The organism is Nucisporomicrobium flavum, assembly GCF_016464385.1.
GTDB lineage: Bacteria > Actinomycetota > Actinomycetes > Mycobacteriales > Micromonosporaceae > Actinoplanes > Actinoplanes flavus_A.
Window position 1 is genome coordinate 200,201 of sequence record NZ_JADMLH010000003.1, and the last position, 17,952, is coordinate 218,152.

Here is a 17,952-nt window from a genome sequence, read left to right on the forward strand (position 1 = left end):
CCCGGCTGACCCCTCTTGATGTAGGACCGTATCGGCGCGGTACGACATATTCAAACATCTGTACGACTTTCTCTCGGCGTGTCGCCCGGAAGTGCTCGACTTCCGTACGCCTGTTCTGATACACCGTCGTACGGGCGTTCGATCGAACGCTTGTCCGAGCGACGCATGCGAGGAAAGGAATACGCCGTGGTAACCACAGGTGTCCGTACGGGGCGGCCGGCGCCACTCCGGTTGACGCGGCGAGGCCGGATCGTGGTCCTGGCCTTCTTCGTGCTGATGGCGTCGCTCGCCAGCGCAGTGTTGTGGACCACTGCCTCACGCGCCGACGACCCGGTGCAAGGCCCGGCGCCGACGGTCGTGGTCCAGCCGAACGATTCGCTGTGGTCCATCGCGGAGCGGGTCGCGCCGGACCGCGCGCCGCTCGGTGTGATCGACGACATCCGTCAGCTCAACGACATCGACGACTGGTACGTCTACGCCGGCGAAACCCTCGTCCTCCCACGCGGGCGCTGAAAGGCGGCGGCGGTCTGAGGGTCGCTGTGGATCCGGTTCAATGTCCCTCGGGGCCGGGCTCTGTGCCGCCATGCCCCGCCCTGTCGCACCTCGCCCGCGGCGCCGCGTTGCACTGGCTTGCCGCGTTGCACTGGCTTGCCGCGTTGCAGCGGCTTGCCGCGTTGCGGCGGCCTGCCGCGCTGCACTGGCTTGCTGTGCCGGCGACTCGGGCAGCGAGGCCATGGCGGCCGTGCCTACCCGGGCCGCACGAATCCTGCGCCACACCTTGCTCTCACCTCGTCCCGGGAGACGCCTTGTTCTCGCGTCGGCCGCGCAGCGCTCGACCCACGCGCCGGGCGGCGTTGCGCCGGTTCGATATGCGGCGCGCCTGGCCTGCGTCGCGCCCGGCCTGCGGCGTGCCCGCCCGCGCGGCGCCGCCTGCAGCGCACCGGCCGCGCCACCTGCGCCACGTCCGGCCTGCGCCACGTCCGGCCTGCGCCACGTCCGGCCTGCGCCGCGCCCGGCCTGCGCGGCGCCGCCTGCGGCGTGCCCGGCCCGCGCTGTGCTCGGCCTGCGCCACGCCCGGCCCGCGCTGCGCCGCCTGCGCCGCGCCCTGCCCGCGCCGCGCCCTGCCCCCGCGCCCTGCCCCGCGCCGCGCCCTGCTCTGCCCCCTTGTCTCAGGCTCGCCGACTCTCGATCGAACGTGATCAACAACGCTTCGCCGTGCGGTATCGAGTGAGGGCCGGAGAGTGTTGATCAAGGTTTACGGTGCTGGCCGTGACCGGCGCGGCACCGGTCGTGTTGAGGTAGAAAATACGGCGCGCCGACGCGCCGGTGAACTTGCGTCGGTGTCCGCAGGGGCCTAACGTCGACCCCAACATCTAGTAGTTACAAGGGTGTAAGTCGTCCACAGGTTGGGGTCTGGTCCCCCCGTCGTCCACATGTTCGGCCACAGCTCCGAGGCGGAAATTGATCACCGCGGGGCTGCGTTCGGCGTGCCTGGAGGTGGGAGTGCCGGGGGCAACGGCCGGGGATGACGGCCCGGTGACAGGAGGACTGCGGTGCGGTGCCCGTACTGCCGGCACGCGGATTCCCGCGTGGTCGACTCGCGTGAGGCCGACGACGGTCAGTTGATCCGTCGCCGTCGCTCGTGCCCCGAGTGCGGCAAGCGGTTCACCACCGTCGAGGAGGCGGTGCTCGCAGTGGTCAAGCGCAGCGGCGTCACCGAGCCCTTCAGCCGGACGAAGATCATGAGCGGGGTGCGCAAGGCCTGCCAGGGCCGGCCCGTCGACGAGGACTCGATCGCCCTGCTCGCCCAGCGGGTGGAGGAGACGGTCCGCGCCAAGGGGGCGGCCGAGGTGCCGAGCCACGACGTCGGGCTGGCGATCCTCACCCCGCTGCGCGAGCTTGACCAGGTCGCCTACCTCAGATTCGCGAGCGTCTACAAGTCGTTCGACTCGCTGGACGAGTTCGAGCGCGAGATCTCCGAGCTGCGGGAAGCGGCGAGCGCAAGGGAAGCGGCGAACGCCCGGGAAGCGGCGAGCTCCAGGGAGGCGGCCAGCTCCAGGGAGGCCGCGAACTCCAGGGAGGCCGCGAACTCCAGGGAGATGACGGCCGCGCGCCACGTCGTTCCCACGAGATCGAGCGGGCGGCGGCCGGGAGGCCCGGACACGCCGGACAATCGGCTGCCGAAGATCGGCGACCGGTCGCCCTAGGAAGAGGCGAGCTCAGCTCGGCGAGGGCGGGGTGGGCACGGAGCGCGTCGGCGGGCGCCCTGTGCCGCACGTGGAGGCGGTCGCCTCGCGGCACCCGTACCTGAAAAAGCGCAGCAGGAGCCGCACGAAAAAGCGCAGCAGGAGCCGCACGGAGGCTGCGCGTACCGAAGAAGGCTTGGAAGAAGGCGCGGTCCCACGGACCGCGACCGATGTCGGAAAACGGATCGCGGTGGGGAAGCCGCGATCGTTCGAGGGGGAGCACTCATGGCCGGTGACGGCATCACAGCAGGTCGGCAGCGCAGTCGCGCTGGTAACGGGGGCGCCGCGGTCGGGGGGCTGCGCGTCGAGCGGGTGTGGACGACCGAGGGTGTCCACCCCTACGACGAGGTGGAGTGGGAACGCCGCGACGTCGTCATGACGAACTGGCGGGACGGTTCCGTCAACTTCGAGCAGCGGGGCGTCGAGTTCCCGGAGTTCTGGAGCGTCAACGCCGCGAACATCGTCACCACCAAGTACTTCCGGGGTGCGGTCGGCACGCCGGAGCGGGAGCGGTCGCTCAAGCAGCTCATCGACCGCGTGGTGAAGACCTACCGCAAGGCCGGTGAGGACCACCACTACTTCGCGACCCCGGCCGATGCCGAGCTGTTCGAGCACGAGCTGACCTGGATGCTGCTGCACCAGGTGTTCAGCTTCAACTCGCCGGTCTGGTTCAACGTCGGCACCAAGTCGCCGCAGCAGGTCAGCGCGTGCTTCATCCTGTCCGTGGACGACTCGATGGACTCCATCCTGGACTGGTACAAGGAGGAGGGGCTGATCTTCAAGGGCGGCTCCGGCTCCGGCGTGAACCTGTCCCGGATCCGCTCCTCGAAGGAGCTGCTCTCCTCCGGCGGCACCGCCAGCGGCCCGGTCAGCTTCATGCGGGGCGCGGACGCCAGCGCGGGCACCATCAAGTCCGGCGGCGCCACCCGGCGCGCGGCCAAGATGGTCATCCTCGACGTCGACCACCCGGACATCGAGGAGTTCGTCACCACCAAGGCGCGCGAGGAGGACAAGATCCGCGCGCTGCGGGACGCCGGCTTCGACATGGACCTCGGCGGGTCCGACATCGTCAGCGTGCAGTACCAGAACGCCAACAACTCGGTGCGCGTCAGCGACGAGTTCATGCGGGCGGTCGAGGAGGGCGGCACGTTCGACCTGCGCGGCCGGCTGCACGGCGAGGTCATCGAGACCATCGACGCCAAGAAGCTGTTCCGCGACATCGCCCAGGCCGCGTGGGAGTGCGCCGACCCGGGCATGCAGTACGACGACACCATCAACGACTGGCACACCAACCCCGAGACCGGCCGGATCACCGCGTCGAACCCGTGCTCGGAGTACATGTCGCTGGACGACTCGTCCTGCAACCTGGCCTCGCTGAACCTCATGAAGTTCCTCACCCCCGAGGGTGGCTTCGAGGTCCAGAAGTTCGTCAAGAGCGTCGAGTTCGTCATCACCGCGATGGAGATCTCCATCGCGTTCGCCGACTTCCCGACCCAGCGGATCGGCGAGACCACGCGGGCCTACCGCCAGCTCGGCATCGGGTACGCGAACCTGGGCGCGCTGCTGATGGCGTCCGGCCTGCCGTACGACTCGGAGGGTGGCCGTAGCGTCGCCGCCGGCATCACCTCGCTCATGACGGGTACGGCGTACCGCCGGTCCGCGGAGATGGCCGGGGTCGTCGGCCCGTACGACGGCTACGCCCGCAACGCCGAGGCGCACAAGCGCGTCATGCGTAAGCACGCCGCCGCGAACGACGAGATCCGCCCGACCAGCCCGGTCGCCACCGCGCTGGTCAAGGAAGCCACCAAGCAGTGGCAGGACGGCATCAAGATCGGCGAGAAGAACGGCTGGCGCAACGCCCAGGCTTCCGTGCTCGCGCCGACCGGCACCATCGGCCTGATGATGGACTGCGACACCACCGGTATCGAGCCCGACCTGGCCCTGGTCAAGTTCAAGAAGCTCGTCGGCGGCGGCTCGATGCAGATCGTCAACCAGACGGTGCCGCGCGCGCTGCGCAGCCTCGGCTACCCCGAGGAGCAGGTCGAGGCGATCATCGAGCACATCTCCGACCACGGCAACGTCGTCGACGCCCCCGGCCTCAAGCCGGAGCACTACCCGGTGTTCGACTGCGCCATGGGCGAGCGCACCATCGCCCCGATGGGTCACGTCCGGATGATGGCCGCGGTGCAGCCGTTCATCTCCGGCGCGATCTCCAAGACGGTCAACATGCCGGAGTCGGCGACCGTCGAGGACATCGAGCACATCCACTTCCAGGGCTGGAAGCTGGGCCTCAAGGCGCTCGCGATCTACCGCGACAACTGCAAGGTCGGCCAGCCGCTCTCCGTGGCGAAGCCGAACAAGGCGGCGGCGGAGACCCCGGCCGAGGCCCAGGTCGAGAAGGTCGTCGAGAAGGTCGTCGAGTACCGGCCGGTCCGCAAGCGGCTCCCGAAGAAGCGCCCGTCGGAGACGGTGTCGTTCTCGGTGGGCGGCGCCGAGGGCTACCTGACGGCGTCCTCGTACCCGGACGACGGCCTCGGCGAGGTCTTCCTCAAGATGTCGAAGCAGGGCTCCACCCTGGCCGGCGTCATGGACGCGTTCTCCGTGGCGATCTCGATAGGACTCCAGTACGGCGTCCCGCTCGAGACGTACGTCAGCAAGTTCACCAACATGCGCTTCGAGCCGGCCGGCATGACCGACGACCCGGACGTCCGCATGGCCGCGTCGGTGATGGACTACATCTTCCGTCGCCTCGCGCTGGACTTCCTGCCGTACGACACCCGCGCCGAGCTGGGCATCTTCACCGCCAAGGAGCGCGCCGCCCAGGTCGCTGCCGAGGCGGCGGAGGCGGCCGGCGTGGACCTGGCGGGCATGGCGGCCTCGGCCCCCGTCTCCGCCCCGGTCGGCGCGGCCACGACTCCGGCGGCCCCGGCCCCGGTGTCGGCCGCGGTGGAGGGCATCACGTCGGAGCCCGAGAAGGCCCCGCACTCCTCGACGGAGCTGCTGGAGAAGGTGCTCGGCACGTCGGCGGACGCGCCGCTGTGCTTCACCTGCGGCACGAAGATGCGCCCGGCGGGCAGCTGCTACGTCTGCGAGGGCTGCGGCTCGACGTCAGGCTGCAGCTGACACGCTGACCCGATGAGCGTTGCCTCCCACCCCGGCCGGGGGGGGAGGCACCCCTGTTTTTCAGGCCGTCGGCGGCCCGCCCCGGTCGCGGCCGGACAATCCCAGCGCGCGGTCCAGCAGCGGCGCGGTCTCCGGCACGGGTACTTCCGGGCCGTACGCCTTGACCTGCCGCCCCAGTTCGGCGGTCCGGTCGACCTCCCGGTGGAGGAACGCCAGCACGTCGTCGTCCCACGTGGGGGACTGTCCGGTGGCTCGCGCCAGGTCCCAGCCATGCACGACGAGCTCGCCGAGCGCCATGCCGCCGACGAACGTCGCGGGAAGCGGGTCGCCGCCGCCCATCGTGGTCAGGCCCTCCCACGCCGACGGGTCCGACCACGCGTCGGCCAGCGCGGTGAGCGCGTCAGCGAGGGATGCGGCCGGCGGGGGAGCCGCGGAGCTGCCGGCTGCGGCGGTGAGGATCGGGGCCCACTCGGCCAGGTGCTCGAGGAGCCCTCGTACGGTCAGGTCCGTGCACGGCGTCGGCAGGTCGAGCTGGTCCTGGCCGATGGCCTGCAGCACCGCCAGGGTCGGCCCGAGGGCCGGCTTCAGAAGGTCGTGTTCCCGCATGGCCGCCGACGATACGGTGAGCGGCGGACGGCGGTCTTGAACAAACGCGACGCCGGGGGTGGCCATGCCGAGGGACGCGCGGGAGCTGCGCGGTGCCTGGGCTTCCTTCCAGACCATCCGGTACGCCGACCCGCCGCCCGAGCTGGCCGCGCTCGTGGACCACTACTGGGGCGTGGAGTGGGATCTTCGCGGGCAGCCGCCGTACCGTCAGAAGGTCGTGCCCTATCCGTGCGTGCACGTGACGTTCCGGGACGGCGAGGTGCTGGTCACCGGCCCGGCGCGGCGGCATGTCGTGCGGGTGCTGGAGGGGCGCGGGCGGGTGTTCGGTGTGGCGTTCCGGCCCGGCTGTTTCCGTCCCTTCGCGGATGCTCCCGCCGCGACGCTGGTGGGACGGTCGGTGCCGGCCGCGGAGGTCTTCGGCGCCGTGCCGCGGGAGGACGGGATCGAGGAGTTCCTGTGGGCGCGGCTACGGCCGGATCCGCTCGCCGGTACGGTGGCGGCCATCGTCGAGCACGTACGCCGCGACCCGCGCATCACCCGCGCCGACCAGCTCGCCCGCGACCACGGCATGGGGCTGCGCCGGCTGCAGCGGCTGTTCCGGGAGTACGTGGGCCTCGGCCCGAAGTGGGTCATCCGCCGCTACCGCCTGCACGAGGTGGGCGAGCGTCTCGCCGCGGGAAGCGTCGACTGGGCGGCGGTGGCGGCGGAGCTCGGGTACGCCGACCAGCCGCACCTCGTCCGCGACTTCACCGCTATGGTCGGCGAGTCCCCGACCGCGTACGCCCAGCGCTACGCCCGGTAGAGGTTCAGCGGCCGTGGCTGACGTCGTTCGGCGGGTACTTGTCCACGTAGCGGTCCAGCCGGTCGGCGCGCAGCGCGGCGAACAGCTCCTCGCAGCGCTCGGCGTCGGGCACCATCACCGCACCGACCCCGGCCACGTCGCGGTTCTCGGCGATGGGCAGCGTCATGAACGTCAGATCCTTCGGGCGCAGGCTCCGCAGCGTGTACGCCAGGCGCTGCACGGGCATGCGGCGGTCCACGGTGAGCATGCCGGCCGCGGCCCGTACGAGCCGGTCCAGCGCGCGCGGATCGGTGAGCATGTTCCGGTCGGCGACCTTCTCGGCGAGCGCCCGCAGATACTGCTGATGCCGCTTGGCCCGGTCGAAGTCGTCGTTGGGCAGGCCCCTGCGCTGGCGTACGTAGTACTCCGCGAGCTTGCCGTCGAGGTGCACCTTGCCGGCGGTGAAGAGCACACAGCGGCGGGACCGGCCCTGCGGATCGGTGCACGGCGCCGACGGGTACGGGCTGTCCTCCGGCAGGAACCGGTACCTGTCGACGGCCGTCTTGTCGATGACGACGTCGACGCCGCCGACCAGATCGGTGAGTTTCCGGACTCCGGCGAAGTCCACGATGATCGGCCAGTCGACCGTGCTGCCGGTGAAGTGGTCGAGCGTCTGCACGAGCCGGGGTGCACCGCCCCGGGCGAACGCCGCATTGACCTTGTCCCGTCGTCCCGGCTCGCCGTCGGCCGTGGCGATCGGGAGGTAGGTGTCGCGGGGAACGGAGATCAGATAGGCGTGGCGGGTCCCCGCGGGGATGTGGACGAGGATGACGACGTCGCTGCGACCGTCCCCGGGTTCGCCCTTCGTGCGGCTGTCCGATCCGATGAGCAGCAGATTCAACGGACCGCGCACCTTCGGCGGTTCCGTCCTGCCGCCGGACCGGGTCGGTGCGGGAAGCAGGTCGGCCCGGTTGACCCGGCTTTCGTAACGGCCCGAGAGGGCGTGGAGGCCGGCCACGGCCGCCACCGATCCGGTGGCGAGAACGGCGACGACGACGGCGAGCACCAGGCGCCAGCGGCGGCGGGGACGAGGACCTCCTGCCATGCCGTCACACCCCTACGAACGTGTAGCCGGAATCGAGGAGCACCGGGATGAAGTGCCGCAGTGCCTGCACGGTCTGCGACCGGTCGCCGCCCCCGTCGTGGGTGAGCACGATCGACCGGTTCCCCACCTGGTTCAGGACCTTCGAGCTGATGTGTGCGCTGCCCGGGTTGTCCCAGTCCCGCGGGTCGACATCCCACGCTATGGAGGTCTGGCCCATCGCCGCGCATTCGGTGAACACGGTGCGGGACCAGTTGCCGTAGGGGGCACGGAACAGGGTCGGCGTCCGCCCGGTCGTGGCGGCGACGGTCTCGACGGCACGTCCTATCTCGGTCTTCACCTTGCCGGCGGGGAGTTTTCTCAGGTTCGCGTGCGACCAGGTGTGGGTGCCGACGGCGTGCCCGGCGTCCGCGATGGACCGGATGAGGCCGGGATGGGCCGCCGCGCTCTGGCCGATGACGAAGAACGTCGCGGTCACGTGGTGCTTCCGCAGAATCTTCAGAATCTCAGGGGTGTACCTCGGGTCCGGGCCGTCGTCGAGGGTCAGGGCCACCACCTTCGACCCCTTCCGGGCGGACGAGGCGGGTACGACGTATCGCGGCTCCCGCTGCACCGGAATGCCGGACGGTGTGGGTGGCGGAGACGGCGGCGGGGGTGGCGGCGGAGTCGACGGGAGCAGCGCCTGCGCAGTAGGACCGGGCGCGGGCGGCTGTTCCTTCGCACAGGCGCTGAGCAGGGTGAGACCGCCGAGGGCGAGGAACACCCGCCGGCTGCCGCCTTGTCGTTGCGTCATCCTCGTCACCACCTCCGGCTTCGTGCGGTCACGAAGTGGTGGAAAGTCTGGCGACGGCATATCAGGAACTGATGAGGACCTGCCCCTCAGGCGTCTTTTCCTGCCGTGTCGAGGACGGAGGGGCAGACCCGCGGCCACCCCGTGTCGCTGTTCACAGACCGCTGGATGACGGGCATCGCACCGCTTTAACGGTTAAGTTCGGAAGGTGAGCGCTGACCTTCTCGACCCTCCCCGCCTCGAGCGAGCCAAGGTCGCCGTCGGCGTCACCTTCGCCACGAACGGGCTCGCCTTCGGTGGCTGGCTCGCCCGCGCCCCCGCCGTACGGGATGATCTCGGGCTGTCCCCGGCCGGTTTCGGCCTCCTGCTGCTGTGCCTGTCCGGGGCGGCCGTGGCCGCGATTCCGCTGGCCGGGCCCCTCGTGCAGCGCCTCGGCCCGGCCCGTGCGGTGCTGTTCGGCAGCATGTCCGTGGTCGCGGGCCTGGTCGGTCTCGGCCTGGGCGCGGCCGCCGGGTCGGTGCCGCTCGCCGGCTTCGGCCTGGTCCTGATCGGCATGGGCAACAGCACCTGGGACGTCGCGATGAACGTCGAGGGCGCGGACGTGGAACGGCGGCTCGGCCGCACGCTGATGCCCCGCTTCCACGCCGGGTTCAGCGTGGGCACGGTCGGGGGAGCGGGGATGAGCGCGGGCGCCGCGGCGGCCGGCGTGAGCGTCACCGCGCAGGTCCTGCTCACCGCGGCGCTGGCGGCGGCGGTCATGCTGGTCACGGTCCGCCGCTTCCTGCCGGTGCCGCAGGCGGACGGCGAGCCGGCGCCGCACGGCCGGGTCCGCGACGCCTGGCGCGAGCCGCGCACCCTGCTGATCGGCGTCATCATGCTCGGCTTCGGCTTCACCGAGGGCGCGGCGAACGACTGGCTGGCGATCGGCCTGGTCGACGGTTACGGCGCCTCCGAGGCGGTCGGCGCGATCGGCTTCGGCTTCTTCGTGACGGCGATGACGCTGGGACGGCTCTTCGGCGGTTCCGCGATCGAACGCTGGGGCCGGGTGACGACGCTGCGCCTCACGGCGGTGTCCGCGCTGGCCGGCCTGCTCCTCGTGGTCTCCGGCATCGGCATCCCGGCCGTCCTGGCCGGCGCGCTGCTGTGGGGCGCGGGCGCGTCGCTCGGCTTCCCGATCGGCATGAGCGCGGCGGCCGACGACCCGCTGCGCGCGGCGATCCGGGTGTCGGTCGCGGGCTCCATCGGGTACGGCGCCTTCCTCGCCGGCCCGCCACTGATCGGGCTGCTGGCCGAGCACGTCGGCGTGCTGAGCGCGCTGCTCGTGGTGGTCGTGGCGATCGGGCTCGGCCTCATCGGTTCCGCCGCGTCGCGCCCGCTCCCACAGGAGGAATCAGCGGGTCTGCAGAAAATCGCCGATCAGTGAGGCGAGCAATTCCGGCTGTTCGATGACCATCGCATGCGACGCGTCCTCCAATTGCAGGTATCGCATGCGCGGGTTCAGCTTCGCGCCCGTGGATGCCTGGTCCACCAGATAACGGCGGTGTGCGGCGTACAGGTCGGCGAAGGGCTCCTGCTCCGGAAGATCGCGGGTGGCGAGAACGGCCAGCGTCGGTGCGGGCGTCGAGGCGTAAACCGGGCCCAGGTCGAGCTCGCTCATCAGCGTACGCAAGGAAGCGGAGGTCTCGGCGGACGGCCGCAGCGACGTCTCCCCGTCGCGGTGCGCGAGATTGCGCCGGAAGCCCTCGATCCACACCTTTTCGTTGGCGCCCATGTCGCGGGCCGCCATCCGCTGCCGTTCCACGAGATCGGGCAGCTCGGTGGCCGGAATCACCTGCCCCATCCTTTCCTGCATCCCGTCGAAGACCGTGTGCAACCGCGCCAATTCGGCGGCGGCCTTCTCCGGGTCCAGCCCCGGCAACTGCTCCACACGCGACGGTGGCGGATTGCCGTCCAGGCTCACCACTCCCGGCGATTCCGGATGCCGTTGCCCCCACAGCACCGCGAGCATTCCGCCGAGCGAATGCCCGACAACGGCAGGACGATCCAATTCCAGATGTACGGCCACAGCGGCGATGTCTCCGAGAGCGTCATCCCAGGTCCACGGGCCGTCCCCGGAGCGCCCGTGCCCGCGCAGGTCCATGGTGACGACGCGGTGCCGGGGCCGCAGTGCCCGCGCCAGCGTCGTCATCATCGCCAGATTCCCGCCCGCGCCGTGCAGGAGCAGCAGCGGGGGCTGGTCCCCGCCGAAGTCCCGGACGGCCACGGGAAGCGTCCCGGCGTCGACCAGACGGTCATTGATCACAGGTCATCCCTCTTTCGCTGTTCCGCCGCCCGGAGCCGGTCGCGGACCGCTGCCGACGGTACGCCGCCGTCCGGATGCCGCGGCAGCTTCCCGCGGCGTACGAGGTCGTGCACGCCCTGCCGGCTGATGCCCAGCATCGCGCCGGCCGTCGCCAGCGACACCGACTCGGCCGCCGGATGCCCCACCCGCATCGCCACGACCTGCCCCAGCGGCGTACGCCACCACTCCAGCGGCGGGTCGAACGCCCGGTCACCCGGGTAGAGCGTCGCCACGAGCCGGATCGCGGTGTGCGTGGCGGCCCGGTCGTCGCCGTCGCGCAGGACCCCGGCCCACCGGCGCGCCCGGGACCGGACGACGTCGCGCATGGCGGCCACCGAGTCGTCGCCGTCGAGCAGGATCTCCAGCGGGTCCAGCAGCCGTACGTCGAGCAGCCGGACGATCTGCTCGACGAGGTCCGGTTCGCTGGGCACCCGGCCATCCTCAGCTACTTGACAGTGAGTGTCAAGCGCTGCGGCCGTACGCTCGTACCCGTGAAACGGCGGTCCGGCAGTGAGCCCTTGGCGCCGCGCCCGCTCACGCAGCCGCATCCGTCCCGGCTGGCCCCCGACCACCCTCAGCGGGCGGAGATCCTGGCTTCGCACGCCGCGGCGCTGGAGGCGGGGCAGGCGGGCTACCTCGACCCGGGCACCGGGTTGTTCGTGCTCACCGCCGCGTTCCTCGCGGACCGGGGGACGTGCTGCGGGCGCGGGTGCCGGCACTGCCCCTACGTGAACGGGCCCTGACCCCCGCGCATCCCTGAGCTCAGTGGGCGTCGACGAACACCCGTGAAGCGACCTCGCGCGGCAGCCGGATCTTGTCGCCCGACCGGTCGATCGTCACGCCGTCCCGCTCCTGCGCCACCGTCACCGTCGCGCCCGGGTCGATGCCGGCCGCGTGCAGCTGCCGCAGCACCCCGGCGTTGGTCTGGACGCTCTCGCAGATCCGTCGCACCACGACGCTGCCGCTGAGCCCCGGGAACGCCAGGTTGCGCTCGCCCGAGTTGACCACCGTGGCGCTGCTGTCCAGCGGCTCCTCCGGCGGGATGCCGAGCACCTCGAGGCCGGGGATGGGGTTGCCGTACGGCGAGCGGGTCGGACGGTTGAGCAGCTCGTACACCTTCTTCTCGACCGAGTCGCTCATCACGTGCTCCCAGCGGCAGGCCTCCTCGTGGGCCTCCTCGTAGGGCATGCCGATGACGTTGACGAGCAGCAGCTCGGCGAGGCGGTGCTTGCGCATGACCGCGACCGCCGCGACCCGGCCCTGCTCGGTGAGCAGCAGGTGCCGGTCGTTCTCCACGGTCAGCAAGCCATCGCGCTCCATCCGCGCGACCGTCTGGCTGACCGTCGGACCGCTCTGGTGCAGGCGCTCGGCGATGCGGGCCCGCAGCGGCGGGACGCCTTCTTCCTCGAGCTCGAGGATCGTGCGCAGGTACATCTCGGTGGTGTCGACGAGATCATTCACAGTGCGGCCCTCCCAGCAGCGATGTTACCTCGTAGCCGGGGGTTGACTTCGTGCCGACGAGGTGGTGTGGAGACCTTACCGAACCGCCCCGCACGCCGTCCGTACGGGACAAATCCCCCGGGCCTTCGGCCGCGACTCTGTCGGACCCGCGTGGCAGAGTGACTGCCATGGCGGACGGCACGACGGCGGTGGTGTGGGACGAGGCGCTGCTCGCGTATGACATGGGTGAGCATCCGCTCAATCCCGTGCGCGTCGAGCTGACCATGGCACTCGCCCGGGAGCTGGGCGTTCTCGACCGTCCCGGGGTGCGGATGGTGACGCCCACGCCCGCCGACGACGCGGCGCTGACCCGCATCCACCGCGCCGACTACCTCGAGGCGGTCCGGTTCGCACCGCATGACCCGTTCTTCCGCGGGTGGGGCCTCAACACCCCCGACAATCCCGTGTTCGAGGGCATGCACGAGGCTTCGGCGCGCATCTGCGGCGCCACGATCGCCGCGGTCGAGGCGGTCTGGTCGGGCGAGGCCGCCCGGGCCGTCAACGTCTCCGGTGGCCTGCACCACGCGATGGCCGCCCGGGCGTCCGGCTTCTGCGTCTACAACGACCCTGCCGTGGCCATCGCCCGCCTGCTCGACCTCGGCGCGGAGCGGGTCGCGTATGTCGACATCGACGTGCACCACGGCGACGGCGTGCAGGCCGCCTTCTACGACGACCCCCGCGTCCTCACCGTGAGCCTGCACGAGTCGCCCCTGGCGCTCTTCCCCGGCACGGGCTTCCCCGGGGAAACCGGAGGACCCTCGGCCGACGGTACGGCGGTGAACATCGCGCTGCCGCCCGGCACCTCCGACGGCGGCTGGCTGCGAGCGTTCCACGCGGTGGTGCCCTCGGTGGTGCGCGCGTTCCGGCCGCAGCTCCTGTTCACCCAGTGCGGGGCGGACGCGCACCGCCTCGACCCGCTCGCCGACCTGCGCCTGTCGGTGGACGGCCAGCGCGCGGCCTACGTCGCGTTGCGTGCGCTGGCCGAGGAGGTGTGCGACGGCCGCTGGGTCGCCACCGGCGGCGGCGGATACGCGCTGGTCGAGGTGGTTCCGCGGGCGTGGACCCACCTGCTCGCGGTGGCGACGGGCGAGCCGCTCGACCCGGCGACACCGACCCCGCCGGCCTGGCGGCGCCTCGCCGCGGAGCGCTGCCCCCGGCGCATCGTCCCGGAGACCCTCACGGACGGCGTCCCGCCGCCGGCCGAGAAGTGGGAGCCGGGCACGGCCCACGACCCGGTCGACAAGGCCATCATGGCGACCCGGATGGCGGTGTTCCCGCAGCACGGCCTCGACCCCCACGACCCCCGCGACTGACCCGCAGGGCCCACGCGCCCGGCATACCGCACCAGACCTCCCGGCCGGGACCGGCCGGGAGGACCGAAGACCCGCGACAGCCCTGCCGCGAGCGCCCAGACTGGGGAGGTGACAGCGGTGACCAGAGATGCCGACGTGCTGCTCTCCGACGGCAGCGCCGTGCACCTGCGGCCGATCCGGCCCGAGGACGCACCGGCCATCGTGGAGTTCCACTCGCGGATGAGCGACCGCACCCGGTATCTGCGCTACTTCTCGCCGTACCCGCGGATTCCCGAGCGCGACCTCGAGCGGTTCGTCAACGTCGACCACCGGGAGCGCGAGGCGTTCGTCATCGTCACGGGCACCCGGATCATGGCCGTCGGCCGGTACGAGCGGCTCGGGCCCGACTCGCCCGAGGCCGAGGTGGCGTTCGTGGTCGAGGACGCGTACCAGGGGCGGGGGATCGGGTCGGTGCTGCTGGAGCATCTGGCCGACGCCGCGCGGGAGAACGGCATCCTGCGGTTCGTCGCCGAGGTGCTCCCGCAGAACGCCGGGATGCTGCGCGTCTTCAGCGACTTCGGCTACCAGATCCAGCGCAAGTACGCCGACGGTGTGGTGCACCTGAGCTTCCCGATCGCCCCGACCGAGAAGTCGCGGGAGGTGCAGGAGAGCCGCGAGCAGCGTACGGAGGCCAAGTCCATCGCGCGGCTCCTGCATCCCCGCGCCGTCGCGGTGTACGGAGCGAGCCGCAGCGGGCAGGGCATCGGCGCCGCGATCCTCGGGCACATCCGGGACGGCGGTTACACCGGCACGATCGTGCCCGTGCACCCCCGCGCCGACCGGGTGGCGGGGCTACCGGCCTACCGGTCGGCGACCCAGCCCGGTGTTGCGGTTGATCTGGCGCTGATCGCCGTACCCCCCGACGGGGTGACCTCGGCCGTGGCGGACGCGGCCGCAGCCGGCGTGGGAGGCCTGGTCGTGGTCTCGGCCGGCTTCGCCGAGTCCGGCGCGGACGGCGTGGCCGCCCAGCGGGCGCTGGTCGACGCGGCCTTCGCGGCGGGCATGCGCGTCGTGGGCCCCAACTGCCTGGGGATCGCCAACACCGACCCGTCCGTACGCCTGAACGCGACGCTCGCGCCCGCCCTGCCGGCGGCGGGGCGGGTGGGCTTCTTCAGCCAGTCGGGGGCGCTCGGGGTGGCGCTGCTGGCCGAGGCGGACCGTCGCGGGCTCGGCCTGTCCAGCTTCGTCTCCGCCGGCAACCGTGCCGATGTCTCCGGCAACGACCTGCTGCAGTACTGGCAGGACGACCCCGGCACCGACGTCGTCATGCTGTACCTGGAGACGTTCGGCAACCCGCGCAAGTTCGCCCGGCTCGCCCGGCGGATGAGCAGGGTGAAGCCGGTCGTCGCGGTGGCCTCGGCGACGCGCCCGCCCGGGCTGGCCGGTGACCTGCCCGGCCCCGACACGCGCGCGGTCACCGCGCTGTTCGCCCGCTCCGGCGTCATCCGCGTCGACACCGTGGCCGAGCTGTTCGACGTGGGCGTGCTGCTGGCCAACCAGCCGCTGCCCGCGGGCCGTCGGGTCGCCGTGGTCGGCAACTCGTCGGCGCTGTCCGGCCTGGCCGTGGCGGCCTGCCGCGCCAACGGGCTCACCGTGGCGCAGGGCTATCCGCGCGACATCAGCCCGCAGGCCGGCGCCCACGACTTCGCCGACGCCCTGGCCGACGCGGCCGTCGACGAGCGGGTGGACGCGCTCGTCGTGGTGTTCGCGCCGCCGCTGCCCGGCCAGCTCCCCGACGAGGACGCCGACTTCGCCGCCGCCCTGGGCAGCGTGGCGCTGGCGGGGGAGAAGCCGACCGTGGCGACGTTCCTGCTCGGGCAGCTGCCGGCGAAGGTGCCGTCGTACCCGTCGGTCGAGGAAGCGGTGCGTGCGCTGGGCCGCGTGGCCACGTACGCCGACTGGCTCCGGCGCCCGCCCGGGGTGCTGCCCGCGCTGTCCGGTGTGGACCTCGAGGCGGCCGAGGTCGACGGGCCGCCGTCCGCCCTGCTCGCCGCGTACGGCATCAAGGTCGAACCCTCCTCCTCGGCGTCCTCGGTCGACGAGGCCGTCGCGGCGGCCGGCGCCCTCGGCTACCCGGTGGCGTTGAAGGCGGCCCGCGGATCGTTGCGCCACCGCATCGACCTGGGCGCCGTACGCCTCGGCCTGGCCGACGAGGACGACGTCCGAGCCGCGTACAGGGAGCTGTCCACGGCGTTCGGCCCGGACGTCCTCGTCCAGTCGATGGTGCCGGCGGGCGTCGCCTGCACCATCGACGTGGTGGAGGACCCCGCGTTCGGCCCGGTGGTGGGCTTCGGCCTCGGCGGCGTGGCCAGCGAACTCCTCGGCGACCTCGCCTGGCGCGCGGCCCCGCTCACCGACCGCGCGGCGGCCGCCCTGGTCGACGAGCCCCGCGCGGCGCCGCTGCTGCACGGCTACCGCGGCTCCGAACCGGTCGACCGGGACGCCCTGATCGATCTCCTGCTGCGAGTGGGCCGCCTCGCCGACGAACACCCCCGCGTCCGCGCCCTGTCCCTGAACCCGGTCCTGGCCCGCCCGGACGGGTACGCGGTCCTGCACGCCTCCGTCGAGTACGGCGACCCGGGCACCCGCCCGGACACCGGTCCCCGCCGCCTCCACACCGTCTGACAGCCCGGGCGGGTGCCGGCTCACGCCGGATGGCGGGTTTCCCTGTCCCCTTCGGACTTTCCCTCGGTCGTCGTGCCGAGGAGGTGCAGCGCCAGCCGGTTGCCCGCGGCCAGCACCGCCAGCAGGACGCCCTGCCAGATGCGTCCGGTGGCGAGCAGCGCCACCGTCGCGCCCCCGAAGACCACCCATTCCGGGACGAGCCGCTGCGGATCCGGGATCGGCCGCCGGGCGTGCGGCGCCACCCACTGCGCCCAGATCGCGATGCCCGCCGCCGGGAACGCGACCGCGGCGAGCAGGCGTACCCACAGCGGTCCGGGTACGTGCCATCCGCCGTAGCCGAGCGCCGTCAGCGCCACGAGCTCCAGCCCGAACCGCACCGTCAGGTTCAGGCCCCTCCACAACTGCGCCACCACGGTACGGATCATGTCAGCCGTCGCCCGCCCGCGCGTCCCCCGAAAAACGGAGGCCGGTCGCGCACCGCGACCGGCCTCTCAAGTGCTCGTGTGCAAATCAGCCCGCGTACGCCTCGAGCCGGGACGCGCGCTGCGGGTCGCGCAGCTTCGACATGGTGACCTTCTCGATCTGGCGGATCCGCTCGCGGCTCAGGCCGAACTCGCGGCCGACCTCGTCCAGGGTGCGCTGGCGGCCGTCGTCCAGGCCGAAGCGGAGGCGGATGACCGCCGACTCGCGCTCGGAGAGGGTGGCCAGCACGATCTCGACCTCGTTGCGCAGTTCGCCCTGGGCGACCGTGCTGCCCGGCTCGGCGTTGGGGTCGACCGCGGCGACGAAGTCACCGAGGGCGCTCTCGCCGTCCTCGCCGACGGCCTGGTCGAGGCTGACCGGCTCCCGGTCGTACGAGATGAGCTCGATGATCTGGAACTCCGGTACGCCCATCGCCTTGGCGATCTCGCCGACGCCCGGCTCGCGGCCCAGGGTGGCGGCGAGGTCGCGGCGGGCCCGGACCATGCGGTTGACCTGCTCGACCATGTGCACCGGGATGCGAATGGTGCGGGCCTGGTCGGCCATGGCGCGGGTGATGGCCTGGCGGATCCACCAGGTGGCGTACGTGGAGAACTTGTAGCCCTTGGTGTAGTCGAACTTCTCGACCGCGCGGATCAGGCCCAGGTTGCCTTCCTGGATGAGGTCCAGGAACGCCATGCCGCGGCCGGTGTAGCGCTTCGCGATGCTCACGACGAGGCGCAGGTTGGCCTCGAGCAGGTGGTTCTTGGCGGCACGCCCCTCGGCGATGATGATCTCGAGGAGGGGTGCCAGGTCGTCGCCGGCCTCGGGGAGCTTCTCCTCGGCGAAGAGGCCCGCCTCGATCCGCTTGGAGAGGGTCACCTCCTCGACCGCCGTCAGGAGGCGGGTACGACCGATGCCGTTCAGGTACGCCCGGACGAGGTCCGCGGAGACTCCGCGCTCGTCGGTGGCGTCCAGGTCGGCCAGGGCCTCGACACCGTCAGTCATGATGTTCTCGGCGGTAACC

The 17,952-nt window shown here is 71.9% G+C and carries 15 protein-coding genes and 1 pseudogene; 8 read left to right on the top strand and 8 right to left on the bottom strand.

The genetic code is table 11. The annotated features are described in order from the left end of the window. The first annotated feature begins 252 nt into the window (after window positions 1–252). The 3 genes and pseudogenes from IT780_RS08920 to IT780_RS08930 all read left to right on the top strand — a co-directional run bounded on the left by IT780_RS08920 (window position 253) and on the right by IT780_RS08930 (window position 5,369). Window positions 253–513, top strand: a complete 261-nt coding sequence (locus IT780_RS08920) for a LysM peptidoglycan-binding domain-containing protein (protein ID WP_307831099.1) — start codon at window positions 253–255, stop codon at window positions 511–513. Window positions 514–1,553: 1,040 nt separating this feature from the next. Then, window positions 1,554–2,009 (top strand): annotated as a pseudogene (gene nrdR, locus IT780_RS08925) (transcriptional regulator NrdR); the annotation flags it as partial. A gap of 462 nt (window positions 2,010–2,471) precedes the next feature. After that, a complete protein-coding gene (locus tag IT780_RS08930) occupies window positions 2,472–5,369 on the top strand; it encodes a vitamin B12-dependent ribonucleotide reductase (RefSeq protein ID WP_199510978.1) in 2,898 nt (965 codons plus the stop codon). A gap of 60 nt (window positions 5,370–5,429) precedes the next feature. Here IT780_RS08930 and IT780_RS08935 read toward each other — a convergent pair whose 3' ends face one another. Next, window positions 5,430–5,975: a TIGR03086 family metal-binding protein gene (locus IT780_RS08935; RefSeq protein WP_199510979.1), complete on the bottom strand. Its 546-nt coding sequence runs from the start codon at window positions 5,973–5,975 to the stop codon at window positions 5,430–5,432. 64 nt (window positions 5,976–6,039) lie between these two features. Between IT780_RS08935 and IT780_RS08940 the strand changes: the two genes are divergently transcribed. Beyond that, window positions 6,040–6,777, top strand: a complete 738-nt coding sequence (locus IT780_RS08940) for a helix-turn-helix domain-containing protein (protein WP_199510980.1) — start codon at window positions 6,040–6,042, stop codon at window positions 6,775–6,777. A 4-nt stretch (window positions 6,778–6,781) separates the two neighbouring features. Here IT780_RS08940 and IT780_RS08945 read toward each other — a convergent pair whose 3' ends face one another. Together IT780_RS08945 and IT780_RS08950 are read right to left on the bottom strand one after the other, a co-directional pair. Then, on the bottom strand, window positions 6,782–7,861 hold the full coding sequence (locus IT780_RS08945; protein ID WP_199510981.1) for an LCP family protein: 1,080 nt from the start codon (window positions 7,859–7,861) through the stop codon (window positions 6,782–6,784). Between the two features lie 4 nt (window positions 7,862–7,865). Beyond that, window positions 7,866–8,651: a polysaccharide deacetylase family protein gene (locus tag IT780_RS08950; RefSeq protein ID WP_199510982.1), complete on the bottom strand. Its 786-nt coding sequence runs from the start codon at window positions 8,649–8,651 to the stop codon at window positions 7,866–7,868. 205 nt (window positions 8,652–8,856) lie between these two features. On the opposite strand from IT780_RS08950, the gene IT780_RS08955 reads away from it, so the two are divergent. Beyond that, window positions 8,857–10,071: an MFS transporter gene (locus tag IT780_RS08955; protein WP_199510983.1), complete on the top strand. Its 1,215-nt coding sequence runs from the start codon at window positions 8,857–8,859 to the stop codon at window positions 10,069–10,071. On the opposite strand, the gene IT780_RS08960 is transcribed toward IT780_RS08955, so the two are convergent. Together IT780_RS08960 and IT780_RS41705 are read right to left on the bottom strand one after the other, a co-directional pair. Beyond that, window positions 10,039–10,911: an alpha/beta fold hydrolase gene (locus tag IT780_RS08960; RefSeq protein WP_307831100.1), complete on the bottom strand. Its 873-nt coding sequence runs from the start codon at window positions 10,909–10,911 to the stop codon at window positions 10,039–10,041. The genes IT780_RS08955 and IT780_RS08960 overlap by 33 nt on opposite strands. 35 nt (window positions 10,912–10,946) lie before the next feature. Then, window positions 10,947–11,420: a hypothetical protein gene (locus tag IT780_RS41705; protein WP_307831101.1), complete on the bottom strand. Its 474-nt coding sequence runs from the start codon at window positions 11,418–11,420 to the stop codon at window positions 10,947–10,949. Window positions 11,421–11,480: 60 nt separating this feature from the next. On the opposite strand from IT780_RS41705, the gene IT780_RS08970 reads away from it, so the two are divergent. Next, window positions 11,481–11,732 (top strand): C1orf53 family protein, encoded by a 252-nt coding sequence (locus tag IT780_RS08970; RefSeq protein ID WP_307831102.1) that lies wholly within the window; start codon window positions 11,481–11,483, stop codon window positions 11,730–11,732. Window positions 11,733–11,751: 19 nt separating this feature from the next. Here IT780_RS08970 and IT780_RS08975 read toward each other — a convergent pair whose 3' ends face one another. Then, window positions 11,752–12,450 carry an iron-dependent transcriptional repressor DtxR gene (locus IT780_RS08975; protein ID WP_199510985.1) on the bottom strand — a complete coding sequence of 233 codons (699 nt, stop codon included), beginning with the start codon at window positions 12,448–12,450 and terminating at the stop codon, window positions 11,752–11,754. A 167-nt stretch (window positions 12,451–12,617) separates the two neighbouring features. On the opposite strand from IT780_RS08975, the gene IT780_RS08980 reads away from it, so the two are divergent. Together IT780_RS08980 and IT780_RS08985 are read left to right on the top strand one after the other, a co-directional pair. Further along, window positions 12,618–13,802: an acetoin utilization protein AcuC gene (locus tag IT780_RS08980; protein WP_199510986.1), complete on the top strand. Its 1,185-nt coding sequence runs from the start codon at window positions 12,618–12,620 to the stop codon at window positions 13,800–13,802. Window positions 13,803–13,919: 117 nt separating this feature from the next. Next, window positions 13,920–16,466 (top strand): bifunctional acetate--CoA ligase family protein/GNAT family N-acetyltransferase, encoded by a 2,547-nt coding sequence (locus IT780_RS08985; RefSeq protein ID WP_372443644.1) that lies wholly within the window; start codon window positions 13,920–13,922, stop codon window positions 16,464–16,466. Between the two features lie 20 nt (window positions 16,467–16,486). Here IT780_RS08985 and IT780_RS08990 read toward each other — a convergent pair whose 3' ends face one another. Both IT780_RS08990 and sigB read right to left on the bottom strand, forming a co-directional pair. Beyond that, window positions 16,487–16,891 carry a YrdB family protein gene (locus tag IT780_RS08990; protein ID WP_199510988.1) on the bottom strand — a complete coding sequence of 135 codons (405 nt, stop codon included), beginning with the start codon at window positions 16,889–16,891 and terminating at the stop codon, window positions 16,487–16,489. A gap of 85 nt (window positions 16,892–16,976) precedes the next feature. Then, window positions 16,977–17,933 (bottom strand): RNA polymerase sigma factor SigB, encoded by a 957-nt coding sequence (gene sigB / locus IT780_RS08995; RefSeq protein WP_199510989.1) that lies wholly within the window; start codon window positions 17,931–17,933, stop codon window positions 16,977–16,979. Window positions 17,934–17,952: the final 19 nt, after the last annotated feature.